21 protein-coding genes and 1 pseudogene are annotated in these 22,554 nt (G+C 58.9%); 19 read left to right on the forward strand and 3 right to left on the reverse strand.

Annotation, left to right across the window (positions count from 1 at the left end):
* Nucleotides 1-18: 18 nt before the first annotated feature.
* The 3 genes from topA to TRM7615_RS18950 all read left to right on the forward strand — a co-directional run bounded on the left by topA (nucleotide 19) and on the right by TRM7615_RS18950 (nucleotide 4,291).
* Entirely contained in the window at nucleotides 19-2,700 is a 2,682-nt protein-coding gene (gene topA / locus TRM7615_RS18940; RefSeq protein ID WP_108790592.1) for a type I DNA topoisomerase, read from the forward strand.
* A gap of 232 nt (nucleotides 2,701-2,932) precedes the next feature.
* Entirely contained in the window at nucleotides 2,933-3,649 is a 717-nt protein-coding gene (locus tag TRM7615_RS18945) for a CoA transferase subunit A (RefSeq protein WP_108790594.1), read from the forward strand.
* 12 nt (nucleotides 3,650-3,661) lie between these two features.
* Nucleotides 3,662-4,291, forward strand: a complete 630-nt coding sequence (locus TRM7615_RS18950) for a 3-oxoacid CoA-transferase subunit B (protein ID WP_108790596.1) — start codon at nucleotides 3,662-3,664, stop codon at nucleotides 4,289-4,291.
* Nucleotides 4,292-4,364: 73 nt separating this feature from the next.
* Here TRM7615_RS18950 and TRM7615_RS18955 read toward each other — a convergent pair whose 3' ends face one another.
* Entirely contained in the window at nucleotides 4,365-5,180 is an 816-nt protein-coding gene (locus TRM7615_RS18955; protein ID WP_108790598.1) for a lytic transglycosylase domain-containing protein, read from the reverse strand.
* Between the two features lie 369 nt (nucleotides 5,181-5,549).
* On the opposite strand from TRM7615_RS18955, the gene TRM7615_RS18960 reads away from it, so the two are divergent.
* From TRM7615_RS18960 to pdeM, 15 genes are all read left to right on the forward strand, one after another.
* Nucleotides 5,550-5,747, forward strand: a complete 198-nt coding sequence (locus TRM7615_RS18960) for a hypothetical protein (RefSeq protein ID WP_085796554.1) — start codon at nucleotides 5,550-5,552, stop codon at nucleotides 5,745-5,747.
* A 94-nt stretch (nucleotides 5,748-5,841) separates the two neighbouring features.
* On the forward strand, nucleotides 5,842-6,039 hold the full coding sequence (locus tag TRM7615_RS18965) for a hypothetical protein (RefSeq protein ID WP_108790600.1): 198 nt from the start codon (nucleotides 5,842-5,844) through the stop codon (nucleotides 6,037-6,039).
* A gap of 279 nt (nucleotides 6,040-6,318) precedes the next feature.
* A complete protein-coding gene (cpaB, locus tag TRM7615_RS18970; RefSeq protein WP_108790602.1) occupies nucleotides 6,319-7,176 on the forward strand; it encodes a Flp pilus assembly protein CpaB in 858 nt (285 codons plus the stop codon).
* 193 nt (nucleotides 7,177-7,369) lie between these two features.
* Nucleotides 7,370-8,779 (forward strand): type II and III secretion system protein family protein, encoded by a 1,410-nt coding sequence (locus TRM7615_RS18975; RefSeq protein WP_108790604.1) that lies wholly within the window; start codon nucleotides 7,370-7,372, stop codon nucleotides 8,777-8,779.
* A gap of 16 nt (nucleotides 8,780-8,795) precedes the next feature.
* Nucleotides 8,796-9,422, forward strand: coding sequence for an OmpA family protein (locus tag TRM7615_RS18980; RefSeq protein ID WP_108790666.1), 627 nt, complete (start codon nucleotides 8,796-8,798; stop codon nucleotides 9,420-9,422).
* Between the two features lie 190 nt (nucleotides 9,423-9,612).
* Entirely contained in the window at nucleotides 9,613-10,851 is a 1,239-nt protein-coding gene (locus TRM7615_RS18985) for a CpaE/TadZ family protein (RefSeq protein ID WP_108790606.1), read from the forward strand.
* Nucleotides 10,852-10,874: 23 nt separating this feature from the next.
* Entirely contained in the window at nucleotides 10,875-12,320 is a 1,446-nt protein-coding gene (locus TRM7615_RS18990) for a TadA family conjugal transfer-associated ATPase (protein WP_108790608.1), read from the forward strand.
* Nucleotides 12,321-12,331: 11 nt separating this feature from the next.
* The gene (locus TRM7615_RS18995; RefSeq protein WP_108790610.1) at nucleotides 12,332-13,300 is read left to right on the forward strand and encodes a type II secretion system F family protein; all 969 of its coding nucleotides are present in this window, start codon (nucleotides 12,332-12,334) and stop codon (nucleotides 13,298-13,300) included.
* Between the two features lie 13 nt (nucleotides 13,301-13,313).
* Entirely contained in the window at nucleotides 13,314-14,297 is a 984-nt protein-coding gene (locus TRM7615_RS19000; RefSeq protein ID WP_108790612.1) for a type II secretion system F family protein, read from the forward strand.
* Nucleotides 14,298-14,334: 37 nt separating this feature from the next.
* On the forward strand, nucleotides 14,335-14,892 hold the full coding sequence (locus TRM7615_RS19005; RefSeq protein WP_108790614.1) for a tetratricopeptide repeat protein: 558 nt from the start codon (nucleotides 14,335-14,337) through the stop codon (nucleotides 14,890-14,892).
* Nucleotides 14,893-14,922: 30 nt separating this feature from the next.
* Entirely contained in the window at nucleotides 14,923-15,768 is an 846-nt protein-coding gene (locus TRM7615_RS19010) for a tetratricopeptide repeat protein (RefSeq protein ID WP_108790616.1), read from the forward strand.
* Nucleotides 15,769-15,771: 3 nt separating this feature from the next.
* Entirely contained in the window at nucleotides 15,772-16,314 is a 543-nt protein-coding gene (locus TRM7615_RS19015) for a prepilin peptidase (protein WP_108790618.1), read from the forward strand.
* A 98-nt stretch (nucleotides 16,315-16,412) separates the two neighbouring features.
* Entirely contained in the window at nucleotides 16,413-17,720 is a 1,308-nt protein-coding gene (locus TRM7615_RS19020; RefSeq protein WP_108790620.1) for a DUF8689 domain-containing protein, read from the forward strand.
* 265 nt (nucleotides 17,721-17,985) lie between these two features.
* A complete protein-coding gene (locus TRM7615_RS19025) occupies nucleotides 17,986-20,400 on the forward strand; it encodes a ligase-associated DNA damage response DEXH box helicase (protein ID WP_108790622.1) in 2,415 nt (804 codons plus the stop codon).
* A 48-nt stretch (nucleotides 20,401-20,448) separates the two neighbouring features.
* Nucleotides 20,449-21,111, forward strand: coding sequence for a ligase-associated DNA damage response endonuclease PdeM (gene pdeM, locus TRM7615_RS19030; RefSeq protein WP_108790624.1), 663 nt, complete (start codon nucleotides 20,449-20,451; stop codon nucleotides 21,109-21,111).
* A gap of 3 nt (nucleotides 21,112-21,114) precedes the next feature.
* On the opposite strand, the gene TRM7615_RS19035 is transcribed toward pdeM, so the two are convergent.
* Nucleotides 21,115-21,810: a LytTR family DNA-binding domain-containing protein gene (locus TRM7615_RS19035; protein ID WP_165821478.1), complete on the reverse strand. Its 696-nt coding sequence runs from the start codon at nucleotides 21,808-21,810 to the stop codon at nucleotides 21,115-21,117.
* A gap of 248 nt (nucleotides 21,811-22,058) precedes the next feature.
* On the opposite strand from TRM7615_RS19035, the gene TRM7615_RS19040 reads away from it, so the two are divergent.
* A complete protein-coding gene (locus tag TRM7615_RS19040) occupies nucleotides 22,059-22,427 on the forward strand; it encodes a PaaI family thioesterase (protein WP_235824143.1) in 369 nt (122 codons plus the stop codon).
* Between the two features lies 1 nt (nucleotide 22,428).
* Here TRM7615_RS19040 and TRM7615_RS19045 read toward each other — a convergent pair.
* A pseudogene (locus TRM7615_RS19045) lies at nucleotides 22,429-22,554 on the reverse strand (bifunctional methylenetetrahydrofolate dehydrogenase/methenyltetrahydrofolate cyclohydrolase); the annotation flags it as partial.

The following is a 22,554-nucleotide window of genomic DNA, read 5'->3' on the forward strand; positions in this document are numbered from 1 at the left end:
AATGAGGTTTGCCCCTAAATGCCCGTAGTTGTTGTAGAATCGCCAGCCAAGGCCAAAACGATCAACAAGTATCTTGGCTCCAACTACACCGTCTTAGCCTCGTACGGTCACGTTCGCGACCTGCCGCCCAAGGATGGATCGGTCGATACAGACAATGAGTTTGACATGAAATGGGAGGTCGGGAACGACAGCCGCAAACATGTCAAAGCCATTGCCGATGCGCTGAAAGAAGACAACGAACTGATCCTCGCGACCGACCCCGACCGCGAAGGCGAGGCGATCAGCTGGCACCTGCAAGAGGCGCTGACCAAGCGCCGGTCAATCAAAAAGGACACGCCGGTCAGCCGCGTGGTGTTCAACGCGATCACCAAATCTGCCGTGACCGAGGCGATGCAGAACCCGCGCCAGGTCGACATGCCCCTGGTCGAGGCCTATCTGGCCCGCCGTGCGCTGGATTATCTGGTGGGGTTCAACCTGTCGCCCGTTCTGTGGCGCAAGCTGCCCGGTGCGAAATCTGCGGGCCGCGTGCAGTCAGTCTGTCTGCGCCTGATCGTCGAACGCGAGATGGAGATCGAGGCCTTCAAGCCGGTGGAGTACTGGTCGGTCAAGGCGCTGTTCGACACGCCGCGCGGTCAGACGTATGAGGCGCGGTTGGTCAAACTGGCGGGCAACAAACTTGACAAGATGGACCTGACCAACGCCACTCAGGCCGAATTGGCGGTGCAGGCGATCACCTCTCGCGCGCTGAGCGTGCAGTCGGTCGAGGCCAAGCCTGCCAACCGCAACCCTTCGGCGCCTTTCATGACCTCGACCTTGCAGCAAGAGGCCAGCCGCAAGTTCGGCATGGGCGCGCGTCAGACCATGAGCACGGCGCAGCGTCTCTATGAGGCGGGTTACATTACTTATATGCGGACCGACGGCATCGACATGGCGCCCGAGGCTGTGACTGCCGCACGCGACGCGATCGCGGATCGCTATGGCGCAGAGTACGTGCCCGACAGTCCGCGCATGTACAAGAACAAGGCCAAGAACGCACAAGAGGCGCACGAATGTATCCGGCCCACGGATATGACCAAGGACGCCTCGCAGCTGAGAATCGAAGATGATCAGCGCAAGCTCTATGATCTGATCTGGAAACGGACGATTGCCTGCCAGATGGCGGCAGCGCGGCTGGAACGCACCACGGTTGAGGTTGGCAGTGACGATGGCCAGGTTGGTCTGCGGGCTACTGGTCAAGTCGTGCTGTTTGACGGGTTCATGCGCGTCTATGAAGAGGGCCGCGATGATGTAGCGGACGAGGATGACAAGCGTCTGCCGCAAGTGATGCAGGGCGAACCGGCGGTCTTTGCCAAGACCTCTCTGGCGGATCAGTTTGCCAAGGCCACCGGCGAGGCGCAGGTAACCGAAGGGGCCAAGATCGCGAAAGAGGCGATCCTGGCCAAGAATGAAGCGGTGCTGGCGCTGCAGCACCACACACAGCCCCCGCCGCGCTATACCGAAGCCACTCTGGTCAAACGGATGGAGGAGCTCGGCATCGGGCGTCCGTCGACCTATGCGTCGATCGTGACCACGATTCAGGACCGCGAATATGTCCGCAAGGACAAGAACCGCCTGATTCCCGAAGAAAAGGGCCGGATCGTCACGATCTTCCTGCTGAATTTTTTCCGCAACTATGTGGGGTACGAGTTCACCGCGAACCTGGAAAGCCAGCTGGACCACGTCAGCGCGGGCGACGGCGACTATAAAGAGCTGCTCAGCAAATTCTGGCGCGATTTTTCGGCCGCGATTGGTGAGACATCCGAGCTGCGGATTTCCGAGGTGTTGGACAAGCTCGATGAGGCGCTGGCCCCGCAGCTGTATCCGCCGCGTGAAGATGGCACCGACCCGCGTGTCTGCCCCAAGTGTGGCACCGGTCAGTTGCACCTGAAAACCTCTCGCACCGGCGGCTTTGTGGGCTGTGGCAACTATCCTGAGTGCAATTATACGCGTCCCATCGCGGGCGAAGGCGCGCAGGGCGAAGAGAAACTGCTAGGCACGGATGAAGGCGACGAAATCTGGCTCAAGGACGGACGCTTTGGCCCGTATGTGCAGCGCGGCGAGGCAACGCCCGAGAACAAGCGGCCCAAGCGCAGTTCTCTGCCGCAGGTACGTCATGGCGGCTGGCCCAAGGAGAACACCACATTCGAACAGGCGCTGAAACTGCTCAGTCTGCCGCGCCATGTGGGCGACCACCCCGAGGGTGGCAAGATCAGCGCCAATCTGGGCCGGTTTGGCCCCTATATCATGCACAAGTTGCCGGACGCAGAAAAGCCGACCTATGTGAACGTCAAAACCTGGGAAGAGATGTTCGACATCGGCATGAACCACGCCGTGCAGCTTTTGGCTGACAAGCGCGCCAATCCGGGCCGCGGACGTGGCACAGCGGCCAAGCCCCTGCGTGAGCTGGGCGAGCACCCTGATGGCGGCGTCATGGCCGTTTATGAAGGGCGCTATGGTCCTTATGTGAAGTGGGAGAAGGTCAACGCGACCCTGCCCAAGGAGACCAAGCCCGAGGATGTGACGGTCGAGATGGCGGTTGAGCTGGTCAACGAAAAGGCAGCCAAGAAGGGCTCCAAGAAAAAGGCAGCCCCTAAGAAGAAGGCGGCTGCCAAAAAGACGACGACCAAGAAAGCCGCAACAAAGAAGGCCGCTGAAAGTTGAAGTTTACAGACGGCCGGGTCACGCACCCGGCCGTTTGATTAAAGCGTTTCGGGCCTGAAGAATCGCAAAAACCTTGCCGCGCGGCGCGCTTTCAGGACATTTGCGATAAATTTCTCATACTCAAACCCGGAAACGCTTTAGGTAGAAATACCAGCGCCCCCTGCGCTTTGTTGACTTCACCGTGACGTGGCGGCAAAACCCCTGCATCACCAAGTCATTGGGGGAGTTTTCCATGAAGAAAGTTTACGCCAACGCCGCCGAGGCGCTCGACGGGCTGCTGCACGACGGCATGTTCATCGCCGCCGGCGGCTTCGGTCTGTGCGGCATTCCCGAGCTGCTGCTCGACGCCATCAAAGAAGCTGGCACCAAGGATCTGACCTTTGCGTCCAACAACGCGGGCGTCGATGATTTCGGCATCGGCATCCTGTTGCAGACCAAACAGGTCAAGAAGATGATCAGCTCATACGTGGGCGAGAACGCCGAGTTCATGCGCCAGTATCTGAGCGGTGAACTCGAGCTTGAGTTCAACCCGCAGGGCACCCTGGCCGAGCGTATGCGCGCCGGTGGCGCAGGCATCCCGGGCTTCTTTACCAAGACCGGCGTGGGCACCGTGATCGCCGACGGCAAGATGGAGAAGCAATTCCCCACCGGCCCAGATGGTGCGATGGAAGACTACATCATGGAAGAGGGCCTCTTTGCCGATCTGGCCATCGTCAAGGCGTGGAAAGCGGATGAAACCGGCAACCTGGTGTTCCGCAAGACCGCGCGCAACTTCAACGCGCCTGCTGCCACCTGTGGCAAGGTCTGTGTCGTTGAGGTCGAGGAAATCGTGCCCACTGGCTCGCTGGACCCGGATTCGATCCACCTGCCCGGCATTTATGTGCATCGCATCATCCAGGGCGATCACGAGAAACGCATCGAACAGCGCACCACGCGCCCGGCAGCATAAGGAGACCGCAACATGGCATGGGACCGTAATCAAATGGCCGCCCGCGCGGCACAGGAGCTGCAGGACGGCTGGTACGTGAACCTTGGCATCGGCATTCCGACGCTGGTGTCGAACTACATCCCCGAGGGTGTCGAAGTAACCCTGCAGTCGGAAAACGGCATGCTGGGCATGGGCCCCTTCCCCATCGAGGGTGAAGAGGATGCCGACCTGATCAACGCAGGCAAGCAAACTATCACCGAACTGCCCCAGACCGCGTATTTTGACAGTGCGCAGTCGTTTGCGATGATCCGCGGCGGCAAGATCGCCATGGCGATCCTGGGCGCGATGGAAGTGGCTGAAAACGGCGATCTGGCGAACTGGATGATTCCCGGCAAGCTGGTCAAGGGCATGGGCGGCGCGATGGACCTGGTCGCTGGTGTTGGCCGCGTGGTTGTCGTCATGGACCACACCAACAAGCACGGCGACAGCAAGGTGCTGAAGGAATGCACCCTGCCACTGACCGGCAAATCGGTGGTCGACCGCATCATCACCAACTTGGGCGTCCTAGACGTGGTCGAGGGTGGCCTGAAAATCGTGGAAACCGCCGACGGCGTGACCGAAGACGAGTTGCGCGCGGCGACTCAGGCGACCATCGTCAACTGATCATCCCAACATGGAATCACAAAGGCCCGCCGTTTTCGGCGGGCCTTTTCTATTTGGCGGTCCGAGATGCCCTTTAGTTCATACCAGTGAACACACAGCCATCCGAGATCAACTGTGGCGGCGTAGCACATAGCCCGCTGGCTACCTGAAACGCCGCCAGCACTTTGGGCACATAATCCCGCGTTTCGGGAAAAGGCGGCACGCCTTGATGTTGCCTGACCGACCCCTCGCCAGCGTTATAACCTGCCAGAACCATGATCGGGTCGTGGCCGAACTCTCCCATCAGCCAATCCAGATACTTGACGCCGCCAGCGATGTTTTCATCCGGCTCCAGGCTATCGCTGACACCAAAGCGGGCTGCGGTGGCAGGCATCAGCTGCATCAGACCCTGGGCCCCTGCCCCGCTGACTGCGTCCGCCTTGCCAGCCGATTCCACTGCGATGACGGCCAGGACCAGCGCCGGGGACACATCCGTCCCCACGGTTGAGCGCAAAATAGGGATGCCGCGCTCCTTGGCGATGTTCTGCATGAACTGCAGCCGTGGCACCGACACGCCGCCGGTTGCCGCCAGCGTGTGCATCGCCTCTTCCAACCGGCCGGGACCGGATTTGTTCAGATCCGGAGAGATCTTGTCCCAGAACCAGGCGTATTTCCCTGGCGCGCCCGGTGTTGGTGTCTCAGGCGCATCCTCGGCCGGTTTGGCCTTGGCTGGGCGCACCTGCTGAGTCGGGTCGATCTGCACCGTGATCTTGGGGCGGCTGCCTTTTGGCGGTGCCTTGAGTCGTTTGGCCTGAAAATCAGGGAACGGCGTCGGGGATTGCGAGAATCCGACGCCAGGAATCGCCAAAAACAGCGCGGTTGCGCCCAATACAATTATTCTGAGGTTCATTCTGCTCGCCTCATGGATATGTTTTTTTGTTTTTTCTTCCCGATAAGGGGCTCAAAATCCAGAAAAACCCGCCGAATTGAGGCGATTTCGCCCCATTTGGCACCATTTGGCACCATTTTGCACCGCCGCATAGGTTGTGCAGAAAAAGTTTCAAATTTTTTCCAACGCAAAATCAATACCTTAGGTCAATTCTGAGCAAAAAGTTAAATTCGGGCACGAAAATTCCGGTTTTGGCCCAAATCCTGCCACGCCTCACAGGCAAACATACATTCATACCACGGCGGACACGGGCCAACGAGAGAGAGCAGGTTCGAAGGTCACCGAGGGTGAGACAACCAAATCTAAGTGATCCTTTAGGAGGGACATACCATGATCAAGTTCATCAAAAACTTCCGCAAAGACGAAAACGGTGCCGTGACTGTTGACTGGGTCGTTCTGACCGCAGCCGTTGTTGCACTGGCTGGCGTTGCTTACCAGGGCATCAACAGCGGTACAGGCGCTCTGTCGACCGACGTCAACAACGCCCTGACCAACTCGACCGTGGCAACTGCTGTTGGCGGCGAGTAATATTCCGGCTTAGAGCCAAAAGTTTTCGAGGGGCCGCGTCTTAACGAAGACGCGGCCCTTTGTTCCTCATACAGCTGCCCAGAGAGGAATTGTCATGTGGGAAAGAGTAAAGAATATCTTCAGGGATGAAGATGGTGCAGTTACCGTTGACTGGGTTGTGTTGTGCGCCGCAGTCGTTGGCTTGGCCGGGGCAACAATCGCTTCGCTTCATGGCCCCACTGGTGACGTATCGTCAGCGCTGAACAACTCGCTCAGCAACTCGACCGTAGCAGTCCCCGTCGGTGGCGAATAAAACGTCGACGCCGAAGACCGCAATCAGGTCTTGTCAAAATTCGACAGAGCCACAAGCTCGATCGCAGCCAGAAGGCTGCTTTCGGCACGTCAGCCAGGCCTGACGTCAGAATTCATACCCAGCTACAGTTGTTACAAAAGCTAATCAACAAACATCGAATTGGCCCCTATTGTCCCTTTTTGTGACACAATTGGCCAATAGCTGTGAGCATGGGTGTTTGCGTCGAGGGGGGGTTTGAACCTCGAAGTCGCGAAGAAAATAGCAAGTAGAGGTACAATCATGCGTGCAGTGTTTGGATTGGTGTTGATCGTCGGAGTCGCCCTTGCGGGCGGGGCCGTGATGATGGCGCAGAAATATATCACCGCTCACAAGAATGAGCTGGCAAGAGAACGCCAAGCACGACAAGCGGTTGTTCCGACCCAGGACGTCTTTGTGGCGACCCGTGCTCTGCGATATGGCGAGCGGCTTAACAAAGACGACGTTCGAGTGGTGAAATGGCCCGTAAGTGCCTTGCCAGAAGGGTCTTTTTCCGAAGTGAACGCATTGTTCCCAGAGAACACTGAAGACAATCGGTTCGTGTTGCGCGCCATGGAAAAGGATGAGGCCATCATGGCCATCAAGGTCACCGCCCCTGGCGAAGATGCGGGCCTGACCTCGCAGCTGCAACGGGGTATGCGGGCCTTTGCGATCCGCGTTGACGTGTCCTCGGGCGTGTCCGGATTCCTGCGTCCCGGCGACCGCGTCGACGTGTATTGGACCGGCAACATCGGCGACACTGTTGAAGGGGCCCGAGGCGAAGTTACCCGCCTGATCCAGGCCGGCATCAACCTGATTGCCGTCGACCAGATTGCAGGCGGCGATCTGACCGGGGCCACCATTGCACGGACAGTCACCGTCTCGGCGCGACCCGAGCAGGTTGCAGCGTTGGCACAGGCCCAGACCACCGGGCGACTGTCGCTGTCGCTGGTGGGAGCCGAAGACGACACCATCGCATCGGCCATTGAAGTGAACCAGCGCTCGCTGCTGGGACTGGGCGAGCTCGAAGCTGCTCCGCAACAGGTTGAAGAGAAGGTTTGCACCATTCGCACCCGTCGTGGTGCCGAGGTTATGGAAATTCCGATCCCCTGCACAAACTGATGGGAAATCAGACAGTTACCAAAAAGGGGTTCGCGCTTTCTGCGCGGGCCTCTTTTGTGTTGTTGCTTGGACCACACATAAGAAATGCCCCGGAAACCATTGATTCTTGCAAAAAAAATGGAACTGGCGCACAGTAGCGCAAAGAGCGGGCAACAAGACCCGAGTTTGAGGCGTGATCGGAGAGGCAGGTCACATGAAGATTGATGGATGGATCAAAGCAGCCCTGCTGGGGCTGTCGCTGGCGTGTACCCCGATCATCGGATCCATGGCGCAGGCGGAAAATCTGCGTGTTGTGAAGAAGGGCACGGCGGCAACGCTGGATGTGCCCATGAACCGCGCAGTTGTTGTCGAAAGCGACGAACCCTTTGCGGAACTCAGTATCGCCAATCCCGGAATTGCCGATATTTCATCCCTGTCGGATCGCACGATTTACGTCTTGGGCAAATCGCCCGGTCTGACCACCCTGACCCTGTTGGATGCCACCGGCCGCCTGATCACGAATGTGAATGTGCGCGTGGCGGCAGATGTGACCGAGTTCAAGGAACGTCTGGGACAGATCCTGCCAGGTGAAAGAATTGAAGTGCGCACCGCCAACGACGGAATCGTCCTGTCGGGTACGGTGTCCAGCGCCCAACGCCTCCAGCGGGCCCTCGATCTAGCCGAACGCTATGCGCCCGAGCGGGTGTCGAACCTGATGAGCGTCGGTGGCGTGCAGCAGGTCATGCTCAAGGTCCGCTTTGCCGAGATGCAGCGGTCGGTTTCGAAATCGCTCAGTGCCTCGCTGGGCTTCAGCGGCGGTGACGCGACCGGTGGTATCAACACCCTGAACAACCAGCCGAACCTGACCGGCGCCCTGAACGGGAACATTCCGGCGACAAATCAGAACACTGGTGCCATCCTCTTTGGTTTCAGCGCAGGCGCGACGCAGATCCGCCTGCTGATCGAAGCTTTGGAGCGCAAAGGCGTTGTACGCACGCTGGCGGAACCGAACCTGTCGGCCCTGTCGGGCCAAGAGGCAAAGTTCCTGGCAGGCGGCGAGTATCCGATCCCGGTGGCACAGCGCGACGGGCTGTTTTCAGTTGAATACAAACCCTTCGGCATCGAGTTGAGCTTTATCCCGCGCGTAGTCGACGGTGATCTGATCAACCTGGAACTGCTGGCGGCTGTCTCATCGCTTGACCCCAACAACAGCGTTGTTGTGAACGGATTCAACATCGCCGCGTTTGCACGGCGCGAAACTTCGACCACGGTGGAACTGCGCGACGGTGAAAGCTTTGCCATTGCCGGCCTGATCGAAGACGAATTCCTGGACAACAACTCGCAATTGCCCTGGATCGGGGATGTACCGGTTCTGGGAGCATTGTTCCGCAGCGCCAACTATCAGCGCAGCCAGACCGAGCTGGTGATCATCGTGACCGCGCATTTGGTCACCCCCACTCGTGGCGAGGCGCTCGCCCTGCCGACAGACCGGGTAAAACCGCCAAGCGAGAATGGCTTGTTCCTTTATGGCCAGGTTGCACGCACCGAACGTGCCGGTGGCGGGGCGGCCTCGGAAGTGGCCAAGCAAGATTTCAGCGGCTCGTACGGCTACGTGCTGGACTAAACAAGGGATGGGTCCGATGCATAAATGGGTTGTCTCACTGGGTTTGATGGTTGCCGTTGCAGCCTGTGGTCGCGAGGCCGGATACGAGGTTGATTCCGGTACTTTCGGCAACTCTACCCTGAACAACACACAAATGCAGAACGGCGAACGCAACTTCGCCCAGACCCTGGCGGATAGATTCGCCCGCGAAGTGCCCACTCAGATCAACTTTGCCTTCGACAGCGCAAGCTTGGACGATACGGCCCGCCAAACCCTGCTGAAACAGGCAAATTTCATTCGTCAGTTTCCCGAAGTGAAGTTCCGCGTTTACGGTCACACCGACGCGGTCGGCTCGGCCTCGTACAACAAGCGCCTGGGATTGCGGCGCGCGCAGGCTGTTGTTGCCTTTTTTGCAGCCCAGGGCATCAAACGCTCACGGCTCGAGGCGCTGGCTTCGTTCGGAGAAACCAAACCGCTGGTGAACACCCCTGATCGGGATCGCCGCAACCGCCGCACCGTGACCGAGGTATCGGGCTTTGTCGGCCGCCATCCCACTGTTTTGGATGGAAAATATGCGCAGATAATCTACCGCGACTACGTCAAGAGCGCCGAGGCACCAACCAAAGTGACCTCGACCTCGAGCTCGGGCGGCTTCTCAGAGTAACAATCCAAGCGAATTGGGCGGTATCGTCGCCCATTTCCCTACAATTGGTTTGTTTCGGCCCAAATCTCGCCCAACTTCACAGCGACATTGCTTTCAATAGGTGACGTGCGACCGTTTTCAGGTTGCGCGACAGCATCTGAACCGAGCTGGGCAAGTTCGTCTCAGGTGCCCCGTAAAGAGGATGAAGGCAATGAGCAGTGTAGCGCCACAACCCGAACACAACCCGATCCTGGCCTGTACGGTCAGCCGGGACGTGCAGAATTTCGATCTTTTGATCGAGGACATGGAAACCGCGCTTGGCGAAAGCTGGGGCGACCTGGGATTTGCCGAAGCACTGGCGTTTTTTGGACAGCGCGAAGCGGAATCACTCGAGTTCATCGCCTTGGCCATTGACGGCGATGATGAAGACAACCTGGTTTTGATGGGTGAAATCATCACGCAGGCCAAATCCCGGGGCGTCAAAGTCATCCTCATAGCTGAAGATGTGACACCGGCATCGCTTCACCAACTGTTGCGCAAAGGGGCGGACGAATTTGTTCCCTATCCCCTGCCCGAGCAGGAACTGCAATCCGCCATCGACCGGTTGAGTTCGCCGGAGCCGGAACCCCAACAAAGCCAACACAACACCGCCCAACTGAAGTCCGGCAGCTCGAAAGAGGGCGCGCTGATTGTCGTGCACGGCTTGGCGGGTGGAACCGGCGCCACAACAATGGCGGTGAACCTGGCCTGGGAACTGACCAACGTGGACAAGGACAATGCGCCCAGCGTTTGTCTACTGGATCTGGACCTGCAATACGGCTCGGTATCCACCTATTTGGACCTGCCGCGCCGCGAGGCCGTGTTTGAAATGATGTCGGACACCGACAGCATGGACGAAGAGGTTTTTGGCCAAGCGTTGCTGAGTTTTGAGGACAAGCTTCAGGTTCTGACAGCACCGTCGGACATGGTGCCGCTGGATATCATCACGCCGGAAGACATCGAACGCGTGATCGAAATGGCGCGGGCGCATTTCGACTATGTCGTTGTCGATATGCCCAAGACACTGGTGCAGTGGTCGGAAACTGTGTTGCAGGCCGCCCATGTCTATTTTGCGCTGATCGAACTGGACATGCGTTCTGCACAGAACTCCCTGCGGATGAAACGCGCACTGCAATCAGAGGATCTGCCGTTCAACAAGCTGCGCTTTGCCCTGAACCGGGCGCCCAAGTTCACGGACCTGAGCGGCAAGAGCAGGGTTAAACGCATGGGCGAATCCCTTGGGATTTCCATCGACCTGCAACTGCCCGACGGCGGCAAGCAGGTCACACAAGGCGCCGATCACGGTCTGCCTTTGGCCTCGTCCGCTGTCAAAAACCCACTGCGCAAGGAAATCGCGAAACTCGCGCAATCCTTGCATGACCTGGGTCGCAGCGACGCCGAGGCCGCGTAAACGAGTGAGATTGGGGGACTGAAATGTTTTCGAGATACAAAAAGAACGCCAAGGCCGAACCGGTGCAGCCGGCCAAGCCTGTCAAAAAGGTCGAAGCAGCGCCCAGCGCACCCCAGCCAAAACCTGCGCAAGCCAGCTTGCGCAAGCCGATGGCCGGCAAGGCCGCCACTGCAGCGCCCGGCGACAAGGATCGCAAACGCAAAGAGCGTATGGGCGAGATCAAGATCGAGCTGCACCGAGAACTTTTGGAAAACCTGAACCTTTCGGCGCTGGAACACGCCGCCGAGGCAGAACTGCGCAACGAAATCAGCACCATTACCAGCGAAATCCTGGAAAATAAGGGCATCGTGCTCAACCGCGAGGATCGCACGACGCTGAACAAGGATCTCTATGACGAGGTCACCGGCCTGGGCCCGCTGGAAACGCTGCTACAGGACGAAACCGTCAACGATATCCTGGTCAACGGCCCGCAACAGGTCTTTGTCGAACGTGCCGGTAAGCTGGAAATCAGCGATGTGACGTTCAAGGATGAAAAGCACCTGATGCGGATCATCGACAAGATCGTATCCGCCGTGGGTCGCCGCGTCGATGAATCCAACCCCTATGTTGACGCCCGTCTGGCCGATGGCTCGCGTTTCAACGCAATGGTGCCACCGATTGCGGTGGATGGCTCGTTGGTGTCCATTCGTAAGTTCAAAAAGGACAAGCTGGGCATCGACGACCTGGTGAACTTTGGCGCCTTTACCGAAGAAATGGCAGCTTATCTGCAAGCGGCTGTTTCAACGCGGCTTAACGTGATCGTGTCGGGCGGTACCGGTTCGGGTAAGACCACAACGCTCAACGCACTGTCCAGCTTCATCGACAACGCCGAACGCATCCTGACGATCGAGGATACGGCCGAACTCCAGCTGCAGCAGACCCATGTGGGCCGGATGGAAAGCCGCCCGCCCAACGTCGAAGGCAAGGGCGAGGTTTCGCCCCGCGACTGTCTGAAAAACGCACTGCGGATGCGTCCAGACCGCATCATCGTGGGCGAGACGCGCGGCGAAGAGGTCATCGACATGTTGCAGGCCATGAACACTGGCCACGACGGATCGATGACGACGATCCACGCCAACTCGGCTCGCGATGGGGTCAGCCGTCTGGAAAACATGATTGCTATGGCCGGGATCGAAATGCCGATCAAGGCGGTGCGCAGCCAGATTTCTTCGGCTGTGAACCTGATCGTGCAGGCAAGCCGCCTGCAAGACGGCTCGCGTCGCATGACCTCGATCACCGAGATTACGGGGATGGAAGGTGACGTGATCTCGATGCAGGAGATCTTTCGCTATCAGCGTGTTGGCCTGACGCCAGACAACAAGATCATCGGTCACTTCACCGCCACCGGAGTGCGCAGCCACTTTTCCGAACGGTTCCGGATGTGGGGGTATGACCTGCCGCCGTCCATCTATGAACCGACGACCATGTAAGGGGACATGCCATGCAATTGAGTGCAGAACCAATCATCTATGGCCTGATCTTTGTGGGCGTCATCGTGCTGATCAACGGCATCTATCTGGTCGCCTTTGGCAAGTCGATCAGCCTTAACAGCAGGGTAAATCGCCGCCTGGACATGCTGGACAAGGGCGTTGGACGGGAACAGGTGCTGGAACAGCTGCGCAAGGAAATGCAGCAGCATATGAAATCAACGTCGATCCCGCTGTATTCGCTTTTGGCGGAACGGGCACAAAAAGCGGCGATTGCTTTCACACCACGCCAATTGATCATGATCATGATCGGACTGGCTGGCGTTGCTTTTGTTGGTCTCAGCATCGGAACCCAGACCGAAGTGCCCCTACGCGTTGGGGCATCGATACTGATGAGTGTCGGGGGGGTCTATTTTTGGGTCAACGGCAAGGCCAAGAAACGCATGGCCCTGTTCGAAGAGCAACTGCCCGATGCGGTGGAACTGATGGTTCGAAGCCTGCGCGTGGGGCACCCCTTTGTATCCGCGATTCAGATCGTTGCAAAGGAATCCGATGATCCGATCGCAACAGAGTTTGGCATCATTGCCGATGAAAGCGCCTATGGCCGCGAGGTGGGCGAAGCCTTGAAAGACATGGCCGAACGGCTCGACATGCAGGATCTGCGGTTTCTGGCTGTGGCCGTGACCATCCAACAGCAGTCAGGTGGTAACCTGGCCGAGGTTCTGGCCGGCCTGGCCAAGGTGATCCGGGCACGCTTCCGTCTGTTCCGCCGTGTGAAGGCCATCACCGCCGAGGCGCAGTGGTCGGGCAAATTCCTGTCCGCCTTCCCTTTGATCGCGCTGGCCGTGATCCTGGTCAATGACCCCGCCTACTATGACGGCGTGATGGATCACCCGTATTTCATCCCCGCTTGCTTCATCGTGGGCATTCTGTTGACCGCCAACCTGTTCGTCATGCGCACGCTGACCAACATCAAAGTCTGAAGGAGGGAGCAAAATGGAGTTCCTGACACAAATCAATGACCTTCTGACCGAGCATCTGGGCGAATTTGGCCCACTGATCGTTGTCGGCATCCTGGGTCTGTTCATGATCCTTTTGACGGTTCCGATGATGCTGAGCCAACCCGAGGATCCACTTAAGAAACTCAAGCGCGACATTGATCCCAAAACCCAGAAGAAACCCAAGAAAGAGCAGCTTCGACAGGGCGGGCGCAACGAGCAGCTCGACCGGTTTGCAACCTTTCTGGAACCGCAGGACGCCGAAGAGCTGTCCGCAATGCAACTCAAGCTGCGTCAGGCTGGCTATCAATCCAAGGACGCGGTTCGGTTCTTCCACTTTGCCCAGTTCGCCTTGGGTATCTTTGGTCTGATTTGCGGGGTCGTTTACGTAACGATCATTGCCGCGGATCAAGACTTCGACAGCCAGGCCATGCTGATCCGCGTGCTTGGCCCGGGTGGCGTTGGCTACTTCCTGCCCCGCTACTGGATCACGCGTCGCGTGGAAACGCGCAAGGAAAACATCACCGCCGGCTTCCCGGACTCGCTGGACATGATGCTGGTCTGTGTCGAGGCCGGTCAGTCGCTGGACCAATCCATCGTCCGCGTCGCCAAAGAGCTGCGCGCATCCTATCCTGATCTGGCCGATGAATTCGAAGTTGTCGCCTATGAGATGAAAGCGGGCAAGGACAAGGACAAGGTTCTGCGCGACATGGGGATCCGCTGTGGCGTGTCTGATGTCGCGTCGTTTGTGACTGTGCTGATCCAATCTGCGACCTTTGGTACCTCGATCGCCGAGGCGTTGCGGGTTTACGCGGGGGAAATGCGTGACAAACGCGTGATGCGCGCAGAAGAGGCTGCAAACAAGTTGCCAACCAAAATGACGCTTGCCACAATGATGCTCACGGTCCCGCCGCTGCTGATCATCCTTGTTGGGCCGTCAGCAAAAGGTATCATGGACCTGGGCAACATGAGCTCCAACTAACAAAAGGCACGGGCACGGTGTGAAGACAGGCACCCCCATGAAAATAAGATTTCTGGCCATCGTTGCAGCGGCGACGGTGGCCTCTTGCACGTCCACCAACCTGGATGAGCTACCAGATGGCCCCTTTCCCCCTGGTGTGGATCACAAGAAAGAGGCCGTCAGCGGCATCGAGGTCGGGCAACGTCTGTTGAATGCAGGCGAATACGAACTTGCGCTTGACGCCTTTACGCGGGCCGCACTGGATCAAGGCATGACGACCGAGATCCTGACAGGTCTGGGCACGGCCAACCTGGGTCTGGGTCGCCTAGGGCAATCCGAAGAGATGCTGCGCCGCGCCGTCCAGGAAGCCCCCGATTGGCCTGAAGCCTGGAATAACCTTGGTGTCGTCCTGATGGAGAAAGGCGAGTTGGCCGAGGCCACCGGAGTATTCCGCAAAGCTTATGCTCTGGACAATGGCCAAAGTGACTCAATTCGGGATAATTTACGGATTGCACTCGCAAAATCCGAAAATCCTGATAATAATGCTGGACAACAACAAGAATATAAATTGGTGCAGCGGGGACAGGGCGAGTTCCAGATCCGCAAGACACCATGACTAGGGCAAGAGCAGTAAAGGACGCAAAAAATGCGCCACCTCATCTTGATTCCAGCGATGCTGGCCAGTGGCTTGGCGCTTTCGGCGTGCTCCGAAAGCGGAGATGAAACCGTCGAGCGTGCGTTTCAAGACGTGAACGTCGTAGACGAGACCGATCTGAATGACGTGATGCTGACGGTGGCAGACCCCAACGAAGCCGTCGACTATTTTGCACGCGCCGCCAAATCGAACCCTGACAGGATCGATCTGCAGCGAGGCTTGGCCAAATCTCTTATCCGCGCCAAACGCAATACAGAAGGTGTGACCGCCTGGACCCGCGTGTCGAAAATGGACGGCGCACGCCCGGATGACTCGGTCGATCTTGCTGATGCGCTGATCCGCACCGGGGATTGGGACGGAGCGGAAAAGCTGCTCGATTCCGTGCCCCCCACCCATGAAACATTCAAACGTTACCGGCTTGAGGCGATGGTGGCCGACGCCAACCGTGAATGGTCTCGCGCCGATACGTTTTACGAGACAGCCGTTGGCCTGACGACCCGGCCTGCCAGTGTCATGAACAACTGGGGTTATTCCAAGCTGACCCGGGGCGATTATGCCGAAGCCGAGCGCCTGTTCGGCGATGCCATCCGCCAGGACCAGTCGCTGTTTACCGCCAAGAACAACCTTGTTCTGGCCCGCGGCGCGCAGCGCAACTATTCTCTGCCGGTCATCCCGATGGACCAGATGGAGCGCGCGCAACTGTTGCACACCATGGCACTGTCGGCCATCAAGCAAGGCGACGTGAGCACCGGCAAGGGCCTGTTGCGCGAAGCCATCGCCACGCATCCGCAGCACTTTGAAGAAGCGGTCCGGTCCCTGCGGGCGCTTGAAAGCTGATCCATGGCACTGACTGCCTATGCGGCGTGGTGGTTCCTGCCCTTCGTCCTTCCGATCTGTTGCTATGTGGCGCTGACGGATCTGCGTGAGATGCGGATCACCAACAAGGCCGTGATGGCCCTGTTCTTTGTCTTTGTGATCGTGGGGCCCTTTGCCCTGCCCCTGACCGATCCCTGGCCCGTCGGGTTTATCGGCCCCTTTGCGGTCGAATTGCCATTGTACGTCTGGCAGTTTCTGCAACTGGTCGTGGTTCTGCTCTTGGGTATGGTGTTGAACATGATCGGCGCCGTTGGGGCCGGTGATGCAAAATTTGCCGCCGCTGCCGCGCCCTTTATCGCCGCTGGTGACATCCGTGTTCTGGTGGCACTCTTTGCCGCCAATCTGCTGGCCGCCTGGACGACCCACAAGATCGCCAAGTTTACCGCTCTGCGCCGCCTTGCTCCCAATTGGCAAAGCTGGACCATGGGGTTGGAGTTTCCCATGGGGCTCTCACTCGGCGGCACATTGGGGCTCTACCTGATCCTGGGCACGGTGTTCGGCAGCTGACACTTTCGTTTTCGCGCCCTGTCTGCGCCCTTGTGATGCCACATTGCTGGGCCAGATTGGCCGCTGATTGTTGATCGCGAAACAGACAGGTCCAGCCCATGAACATGCAACCCACTTCGGTGATCGCACCCCCCGCCCCCAAAGGGTTGGGTGACATGCAGCTTCCCATCGTCATGATGCGGGACATTCTGCTCAAGACCCTGTTCCGCAAGAACCTGGAAATGGCCACTGAGATTTCCGAGGCCATCTGCCTGCCCCTGTCGGTGACCCAAGAGCTGGTAGATTTGACCCGCGATCAAAAACTGCTGGAGGCTACGGGTACGCTCAACGCCAACAGCGGCAACGAGATGGGCTATCAGCTGACCGATGCCGGCAAGGCGCGGGCGCTGGATGCCCTAAGCCAATCAGAGTATTTTGGCGCCATGCCCGTCCCGCTCGAGGTGTACCGTGAGCAGGTCGAACGCCAATCGATCCGCAACATTCAGGTCACGCGCACGCAGCTGACCAATGCCATGGGACATCTGGTGCTGCCCGACAGCCTGCTGGATCATCTGGGGCCGGCGGTCAGCGCAGGACGGTCGATCCTGATGTACGGCCCACCGGGCAACGGCAAATCCTCGATCTCGAACGGCATTCGAGACGCACTTGGCGATACGGTCTATGTCCCCCGCGCTATTGAGTATTCAGGTCAGGTCATCACCGTTTACGACCCCATCGTGCACACCGCCATCGAACAAGAGGCCGACAACCCCACGCAGCTGCGCCGTCGCAAGCGGTTCGATTCCCGCTATGTGCAATGCGAGCGGCCCACAGTGGTCACCGGGGGCGAGCTGTCGCTGTCGATGCTCGATCTGGTCTATAACCCCACCGCGCGCACGTATCAGGCGCCGCTGCAATTGAAATCCACCGGTGGCATCTTCATCGTCGACGACCTTGGCCGTCAGGCAGAACCGCCCCAGGCGCTGATCAACCGCTGGATCGTCCCGCTTGAAGAAGGCAAGGATATCCTCGGCCTGCAATCGGGTGAAAAGTTCGAAGTGCCGTTTGACACGCTGGTGATCTTTTCAACCAACTTCCACCCCAACGAGATCTTTGACCAAGCGGCGTTGCGCCGGATCTTCTTCAAGATCAAGATCGACGGGCCGAACCAGGAAAACTTCCTGAAGATCTTTGCCCTGGTGGCCCGCAAAAAGGGTATCCCGCTGGACGAAACCGCACTGGTGCATCTGCTCAAGGTTAAATACCCGACCATCGACAATACCTATGCCAACTATCAGCCAGTGTTCCTGATCGATCAGATGATCTCGATCTGCGAATTCGAAGGCATCCCGTATCAGATGTCGCCCGAACTGATCGACCGCGCCTGGGCCAACATGTTCGTCAAGGACGAGACGATCGTGAAATAGCACGTACTTTCTTTGCGTGTTTCAAGCAATCCCACGGGAACCGAGAGGCTGGCTGGCCTTTCGGCGCAAATATCTGGACACCTTCGATGCTGAAATTTCGCAAAATAGGTTAGATATTTTTGCCTCCGTACGGCTAAAAATACAATACAGATTCGGGCCCACACCCCTCTCTTTTTCTTGCCGCGAACTTACCGGGGAAAGCCCCGCGGGGCGGCGGAGGCAGAGCCCCCTTCCGCATCGCTGCCCCACAAGTTAGGGTCGCGACATGTCCGCCCTCCCCTCTCAGATCGCCGATTGGTTCACCGCGCGCGGATGGTCTATCCACCCGCATCAAAGCGCAATGCTCGACAGGTCCCGTGACCCTGCGACCCTGCTGATTGCGCCGACCGGCGGGGGCAAGACGATGGCCGGGTTCCTGCCCACTCTGGCAGAGCTGGCACAGGGGGAACATGAGGGTTTGCATACGCTTTATGTCTCGCCGCTCAAAGCACTGGCGGCGGACATAAGACGCAACCTGCGCACGCCAGTGGATGAGATCGGCCTGCCCATTCGGATCGAGGATCGGACCGGCGACACCTCGGCCACACAAAAGAAACGCCAACGCGCCGATCCACCACATATCCTGCTGACGACGCCCGAAAGCCTGGCCTTGCTGACGTCTTATGAGGACGCTCCGCAGATGTTTGCAGGCCTGCAGCGGGTGATCGTCGATGAAATCCACGCGTTGGCCGAAAGCAAGCGCGGGGATCAGTTGATGCTGGCGTTGGCGCGACTGCAAACGCTCTGCCCCGATCTGCGGCGCGTGGGTCTGTCGGCCACGGTCGAAGACCCGCAGGCCATTGCGCGGTTCCTCGCCCGTCACCCGGACACCTGCGACATCCTGATGGCAGACCCTGGTCCCGATCCGGACATCGGCATGCTGGACACCGAAGAGATGCCTCCCTGGGCCGGGGGTGGTGCGGCCTATGCGATCCCGGCGGTGATGGAGCAGATCAAGGCTCACAAGACCACGCTCATCTTTCACAACACCCGCGCGCAGGCCGAGATCTTCTTTCATAACCTGTGGCTCGCCAATGACGAGGCGCTGCCCATCGGCATTCATCACGGATCGCTGGATCGACAACAGCGCGAGCGGGTCGAGGCTGCCATGGTGCGCGGTGATCTGCGCGCCATCGTCTGCACCGGCTCTTTGGATCTGGGCATTGATTGGGGCGATGTGGATCTGGTGATCCAGATCGGCGCGCCCAAGAACGTCAAACGCCTGGTGCAACGCATCGGACGCGCCAATCACCAGTACAATGCGCCCTCGAAAGCCCTGCTGGTGCCTGCCAACCGGTTCGAAGTGGTGGAATGCGTGGCAGCGCTTGAGGCCGTCAAAGCCCACGCTCTGGACGGTGATCCACGCGGCGACGGCCCCCGTGACGTGCTTTGCCAGCACATCCTTGTCGCCGCGGCAGCCGGGCCGTTTGTGGCCGACGACCTTTACGCCGAGATGTCATCCGCCGGCCCCTACGCCGGGCTCAGCCGAGAGGCATTCGACGCCTGCCTCGAGTTTTGCGCCACAGGTGGTTATGCGCTGCGCGCCTATGACCGGTGGCAACGCCTGATGCAGCGCCCGGATGGACAGTGGCAGTTGCGGGACCCGCGTGCCGCCGCGCGCATCCGCATGAACATGGGCACCATTCAGGACACCGACACGCTCAAGGTTCGCCTGAGGCGCAGCCGGGGTGGCAAGCCATTGGGTGAAGTCGAGGAAGCTTTTGCCGCGTCACTCACCTCCGGTGACACCTTTCTGATCGGGGGCCAGATCGTGCGCTATGAGGGGTTGCGCGAGATGACAGTGGAGGTGTCGCGCAATGCCGCCAAGAAACCGAAGATCGCCACCTTTTCGGGGACGAAATTCGCCACCTCTACCCAGCTGAGCAATCGCATCCTGGACATGTTCGCACAAGATGATTGGCCCCAGTTGCCCAAGCACACGGCCGAGTGGCTGGCACTGCAGCGGCATGTTTCCACCCTGCCACAGCGGGGCCGATTGCTGATCGAGAGCTTTCAGCATGATGGGCGTGAACATACCTGCATCTACGGCTTTTCCGGGCGCAACGCGCAACAGACCCTGGGCCTGTTGGTCACCAAGCGGATGGAGGAGTTGGGGCTGCATCCCCTGGGGTTTGTGGCCACGGATTACGCCACACTGATTTGGGGTCTGGATCCGCTCAGCGACCCTGCGCCTCTTTTTCAGATCGACGCCCTGCGCAACGGGCTGGACACCTGGCTGGCCGGGAACGCCGTGATGAAGCGGACGTTTCGGGGCTGCGCCACCATCGCCGGGCTGATTGAACGCAACACGCCCTCGGCCCGCAAAAGCGGGCGGCAGGCGACGTTCTCGTCGGATATCTTGTACGATACGCTGCTGAAATACGACCCCGACCACCTGCTGATGCAGATCACGCGGGACGAGGCGATGCGCGGGCTGGTGGACTTTGGTCGGATCGAAGAGATGATTGCGCGCGTGGGCACGCACATCGACCTCAAGCGGCTGGAGCGGGTGTCGCCCTTGGCCGCCCCCTTGCTGTTGGAAGTTGGTAAGGTGCCGGTCAAAGGGTCGGCGGAGGAGAAACTGCTGCAGGAAGAAAGCGCTCGGTTGATGGAAACCTCGGGTCTCGCGCAGGTGGGTTAAGCTCAGATCCCCCTTGCACTGACCCGAAATCCGCGCAAAGAACGTTTCATGAACAGCTTGAATTTCACCTTTCGCGATACGCCCCTGACTGCGCTTGAAAGCGGGGCGTTGTGGTGGCCGGACAAGCGCCTGTTGTCCGTCTCGGATCTGCATCTGGGGAAATCCGAACGCTTTGCACGGCTGGGGCGCGGCACGCTACCGCCGTATGAGACGCAAGATACACTGACGCGCCTGTCAGGCGATCTGGATCGCACCGGGGCCGAGACGGTGATCTGCCTTGGCGACAGTTTTGACGACACTGCCGCGGCCCAGGCGCTGGACGAAGAGCACCGGTTGTGGATCGCCAAGCTGCAAGCCGGGCGGCAGTGGTTCTGGATCGAGGGCAACCATGATCCCGGGCCGATCGAAATGGGGGGCAGCCACGTGGCTGAGCTGGTCGTGAGCGGCCTTACATTTCGGCACATCACCGAACCTGATGCACATGGCGAAGTGTCAGGCCACTATCACCCCAAGGCGCGGATCAGGATGCGCGGTCGGACGGTGACCCGGCCTGCATTTCTGATGGATGACACGCGGATCATCCAGCCTGCCTATGGCACCTATACAGGTGGTTTGCGCAGCGAAGACGCGCCGCTGTGTGATTTGATGGGACCCAAGGCACAGGCCATTCTGATCGGTCCAACCCCTTGCCTGCTGCCCATGCCACGGTAGCGTTTAAACGATCCCCGCCTCTTCCAGTTTGGGCTTGTAATTGCGACTCACCGGCACCTGATCGCCGTTGATAAGACGTATGTGAATACGCCCACCGGTCCGCTCGACGCTTTCGATGGCATCGCGCGTGACCCAATGCGACCGATGGGTGCAATAACCGATGATGGGTTCCATCTCGTCGATGGCATCGACAAATCGCGATCGGATGGTGATCGTCTCGTCCATCGTGACCACGTCAACGCTGTGGTCACGCACCGTGAGCCGCAGCACCGGCCCCTCGAACCCATCGGGCAGGCGACGATACAGACGCGGTTGAATCGCCTGCTCTTCTTCTTGCTGGGATTGAGGTTCCAACCCTGGGAAACTGCGCCGCAGTACCAACAGACCGCTGGCAAAGATCGTACCGTATTGCAGCATCGTTGTCAGATCAGGCACATCCTGTGTCTCGGGCAGCGCTGTCAGCCAGATCAGCGCCCATAGAACCGGAGTGAACAGGGCCGTCACCAGAACAACCGTGGCCACGTCGCGCACGATCTGCCTGTGAGTTTCCGCGTAGCGGTGCACGCATCTGGCGCTGAAATGGGCGATAACCGCGCCCACTGTCATGACTGCCGACCAGAACAGGAACCGCCCCGGAAACGAGACGCCCTCGGCCCCGAACGGTTTGGCCTGCGCGGCGAGAAGCGTCAGAAAAACCAATATCGGCCCCAGAACCAAAAGGTTGTGTTCCGCCAATAATTTTTTGAATTTGGAAATCATGAACTACGAGAACTTGAGCAATTACTACGCTGTTTGTTTACTTCGGACGCTGGACGACCTCAAATCCCCAGAGTGATGTTAAGTGGCATTTTAGGGGTTTGTTTGTATCGGACCAGCCAAGACAATACCAGAGGTTGAGCACCACAAATATGAAAACACGAATAAGTGAGAGTTTTGCGGAACAGGGGATGATGACCACCCTCAACGCGCAATTGGACGGCATCGAAAAAGGCCGGGTCGAGATTTCTGCCCCGATTGTCCCTGAATTTGCACAACAACAAGGCCATGCTCATGCGGCGCTCAGCTTTGCCCTTGGGGATACGGCCGCCGGATACGCCGCTTTGACTTGCGCGCCTCCGGATCACGAAGTTGTGACCGCAGAAATCAAGATCAACATGCTTGCTCCGGGGCGGGGTGACCGGCTGAAAGCAATCGGCCGGGTGTTGAAACCCGGCCGACGGCTGATTGTTGTGGCGGCTGACGTCTATGCCATCAGCGACGGAACGGAAACACATGTGGCGGCCCTGCAGGGCACCATTGTTCCGGTCCCTGTCTAACTCAGGCAGTCAGGCCTTCTGGCTCCGTCAGGCCGTTTGCGCGGCAGCAGGCGGTTAGCGTGTTGGCCAGCAGGCAGGCGATGGTCATCGGGCCGACGCCGCCGGGAACCGGGGTGATGGCGCCGGC

The organism is Falsiruegeria mediterranea M17, from assembly GCF_900302455.1.
GTDB classification, from domain to species: Bacteria; Pseudomonadota; Alphaproteobacteria; order Rhodobacterales; family Rhodobacteraceae; genus Falsiruegeria; species Falsiruegeria mediterranea.

Excerpts from the sequence above, each read along its gene's own strand:
- TRM7615_RS18980 (WP_108790666.1), top strand. The coding sequence starts at position 8,796 with ATGCATAAATGGGTTGTCTCACTGGGTTTGATGGTTGCCGTTGCAGCC.
- TRM7615_RS19000 (WP_108790612.1), top strand. The coding sequence starts at position 13,314 with ATGGAGTTCCTGACACAAATCAATGACCTTCTGACCGAGCATCTGGGC.
- TRM7615_RS19040 (WP_235824143.1), top strand. The coding sequence starts at position 22,059 with ATGATGACCACCCTCAACGCGCAATTGGACGGCATCGAAAAAGGCCGG.
- TRM7615_RS18995 (WP_108790610.1), top strand. The coding sequence starts at position 12,332 with ATGCAATTGAGTGCAGAACCAATCATCTATGGCCTGATCTTTGTGGGC.
- TRM7615_RS18965 (WP_108790600.1), top strand. The coding sequence starts at position 5,842 with ATGTGGGAAAGAGTAAAGAATATCTTCAGGGATGAAGATGGTGCAGTT.
- TRM7615_RS19020 (WP_108790620.1), top strand. The coding sequence starts at position 16,413 with ATGAACATGCAACCCACTTCGGTGATCGCACCCCCCGCCCCCAAAGGG.
- TRM7615_RS18985 (WP_108790606.1), top strand. The coding sequence starts at position 9,613 with ATGAGCAGTGTAGCGCCACAACCCGAACACAACCCGATCCTGGCCTGT.
- TRM7615_RS18960 (WP_085796554.1), top strand. The coding sequence starts at position 5,550 with ATGATCAAGTTCATCAAAAACTTCCGCAAAGACGAAAACGGTGCCGTG.
- cpaB (WP_108790602.1), top strand. The coding sequence starts at position 6,319 with ATGCGTGCAGTGTTTGGATTGGTGTTGATCGTCGGAGTCGCCCTTGCG.
- TRM7615_RS18990 (WP_108790608.1), top strand. The coding sequence starts at position 10,875 with ATGTTTTCGAGATACAAAAAGAACGCCAAGGCCGAACCGGTGCAGCCG.
- TRM7615_RS18950 (WP_108790596.1), top strand. The coding sequence starts at position 3,662 with ATGGCATGGGACCGTAATCAAATGGCCGCCCGCGCGGCACAGGAGCTG.
- topA (WP_108790592.1), top strand. The coding sequence starts at position 19 with ATGCCCGTAGTTGTTGTAGAATCGCCAGCCAAGGCCAAAACGATCAAC.
- TRM7615_RS19005 (WP_108790614.1), top strand. The coding sequence starts at position 14,335 with ATGAAAATAAGATTTCTGGCCATCGTTGCAGCGGCGACGGTGGCCTCT.
- TRM7615_RS18955 (WP_108790598.1), bottom strand. The coding sequence starts at position 5,180 with ATGAACCTCAGAATAATTGTATTGGGCGCAACCGCGCTGTTTTTGGCG.
- TRM7615_RS18945 (WP_108790594.1), top strand. The coding sequence starts at position 2,933 with ATGAAGAAAGTTTACGCCAACGCCGCCGAGGCGCTCGACGGGCTGCTG.
- TRM7615_RS19010 (WP_108790616.1), top strand. The coding sequence starts at position 14,923 with ATGCGCCACCTCATCTTGATTCCAGCGATGCTGGCCAGTGGCTTGGCG.
- TRM7615_RS19015 (WP_108790618.1), top strand. The coding sequence starts at position 15,772 with ATGGCACTGACTGCCTATGCGGCGTGGTGGTTCCTGCCCTTCGTCCTT.
- TRM7615_RS18975 (WP_108790604.1), top strand. The coding sequence starts at position 7,370 with ATGAAGATTGATGGATGGATCAAAGCAGCCCTGCTGGGGCTGTCGCTG.
- TRM7615_RS19025 (WP_108790622.1), top strand. The coding sequence starts at position 17,986 with ATGTCCGCCCTCCCCTCTCAGATCGCCGATTGGTTCACCGCGCGCGGA.
- pdeM (WP_108790624.1), top strand. The coding sequence starts at position 20,449 with ATGAACAGCTTGAATTTCACCTTTCGCGATACGCCCCTGACTGCGCTT.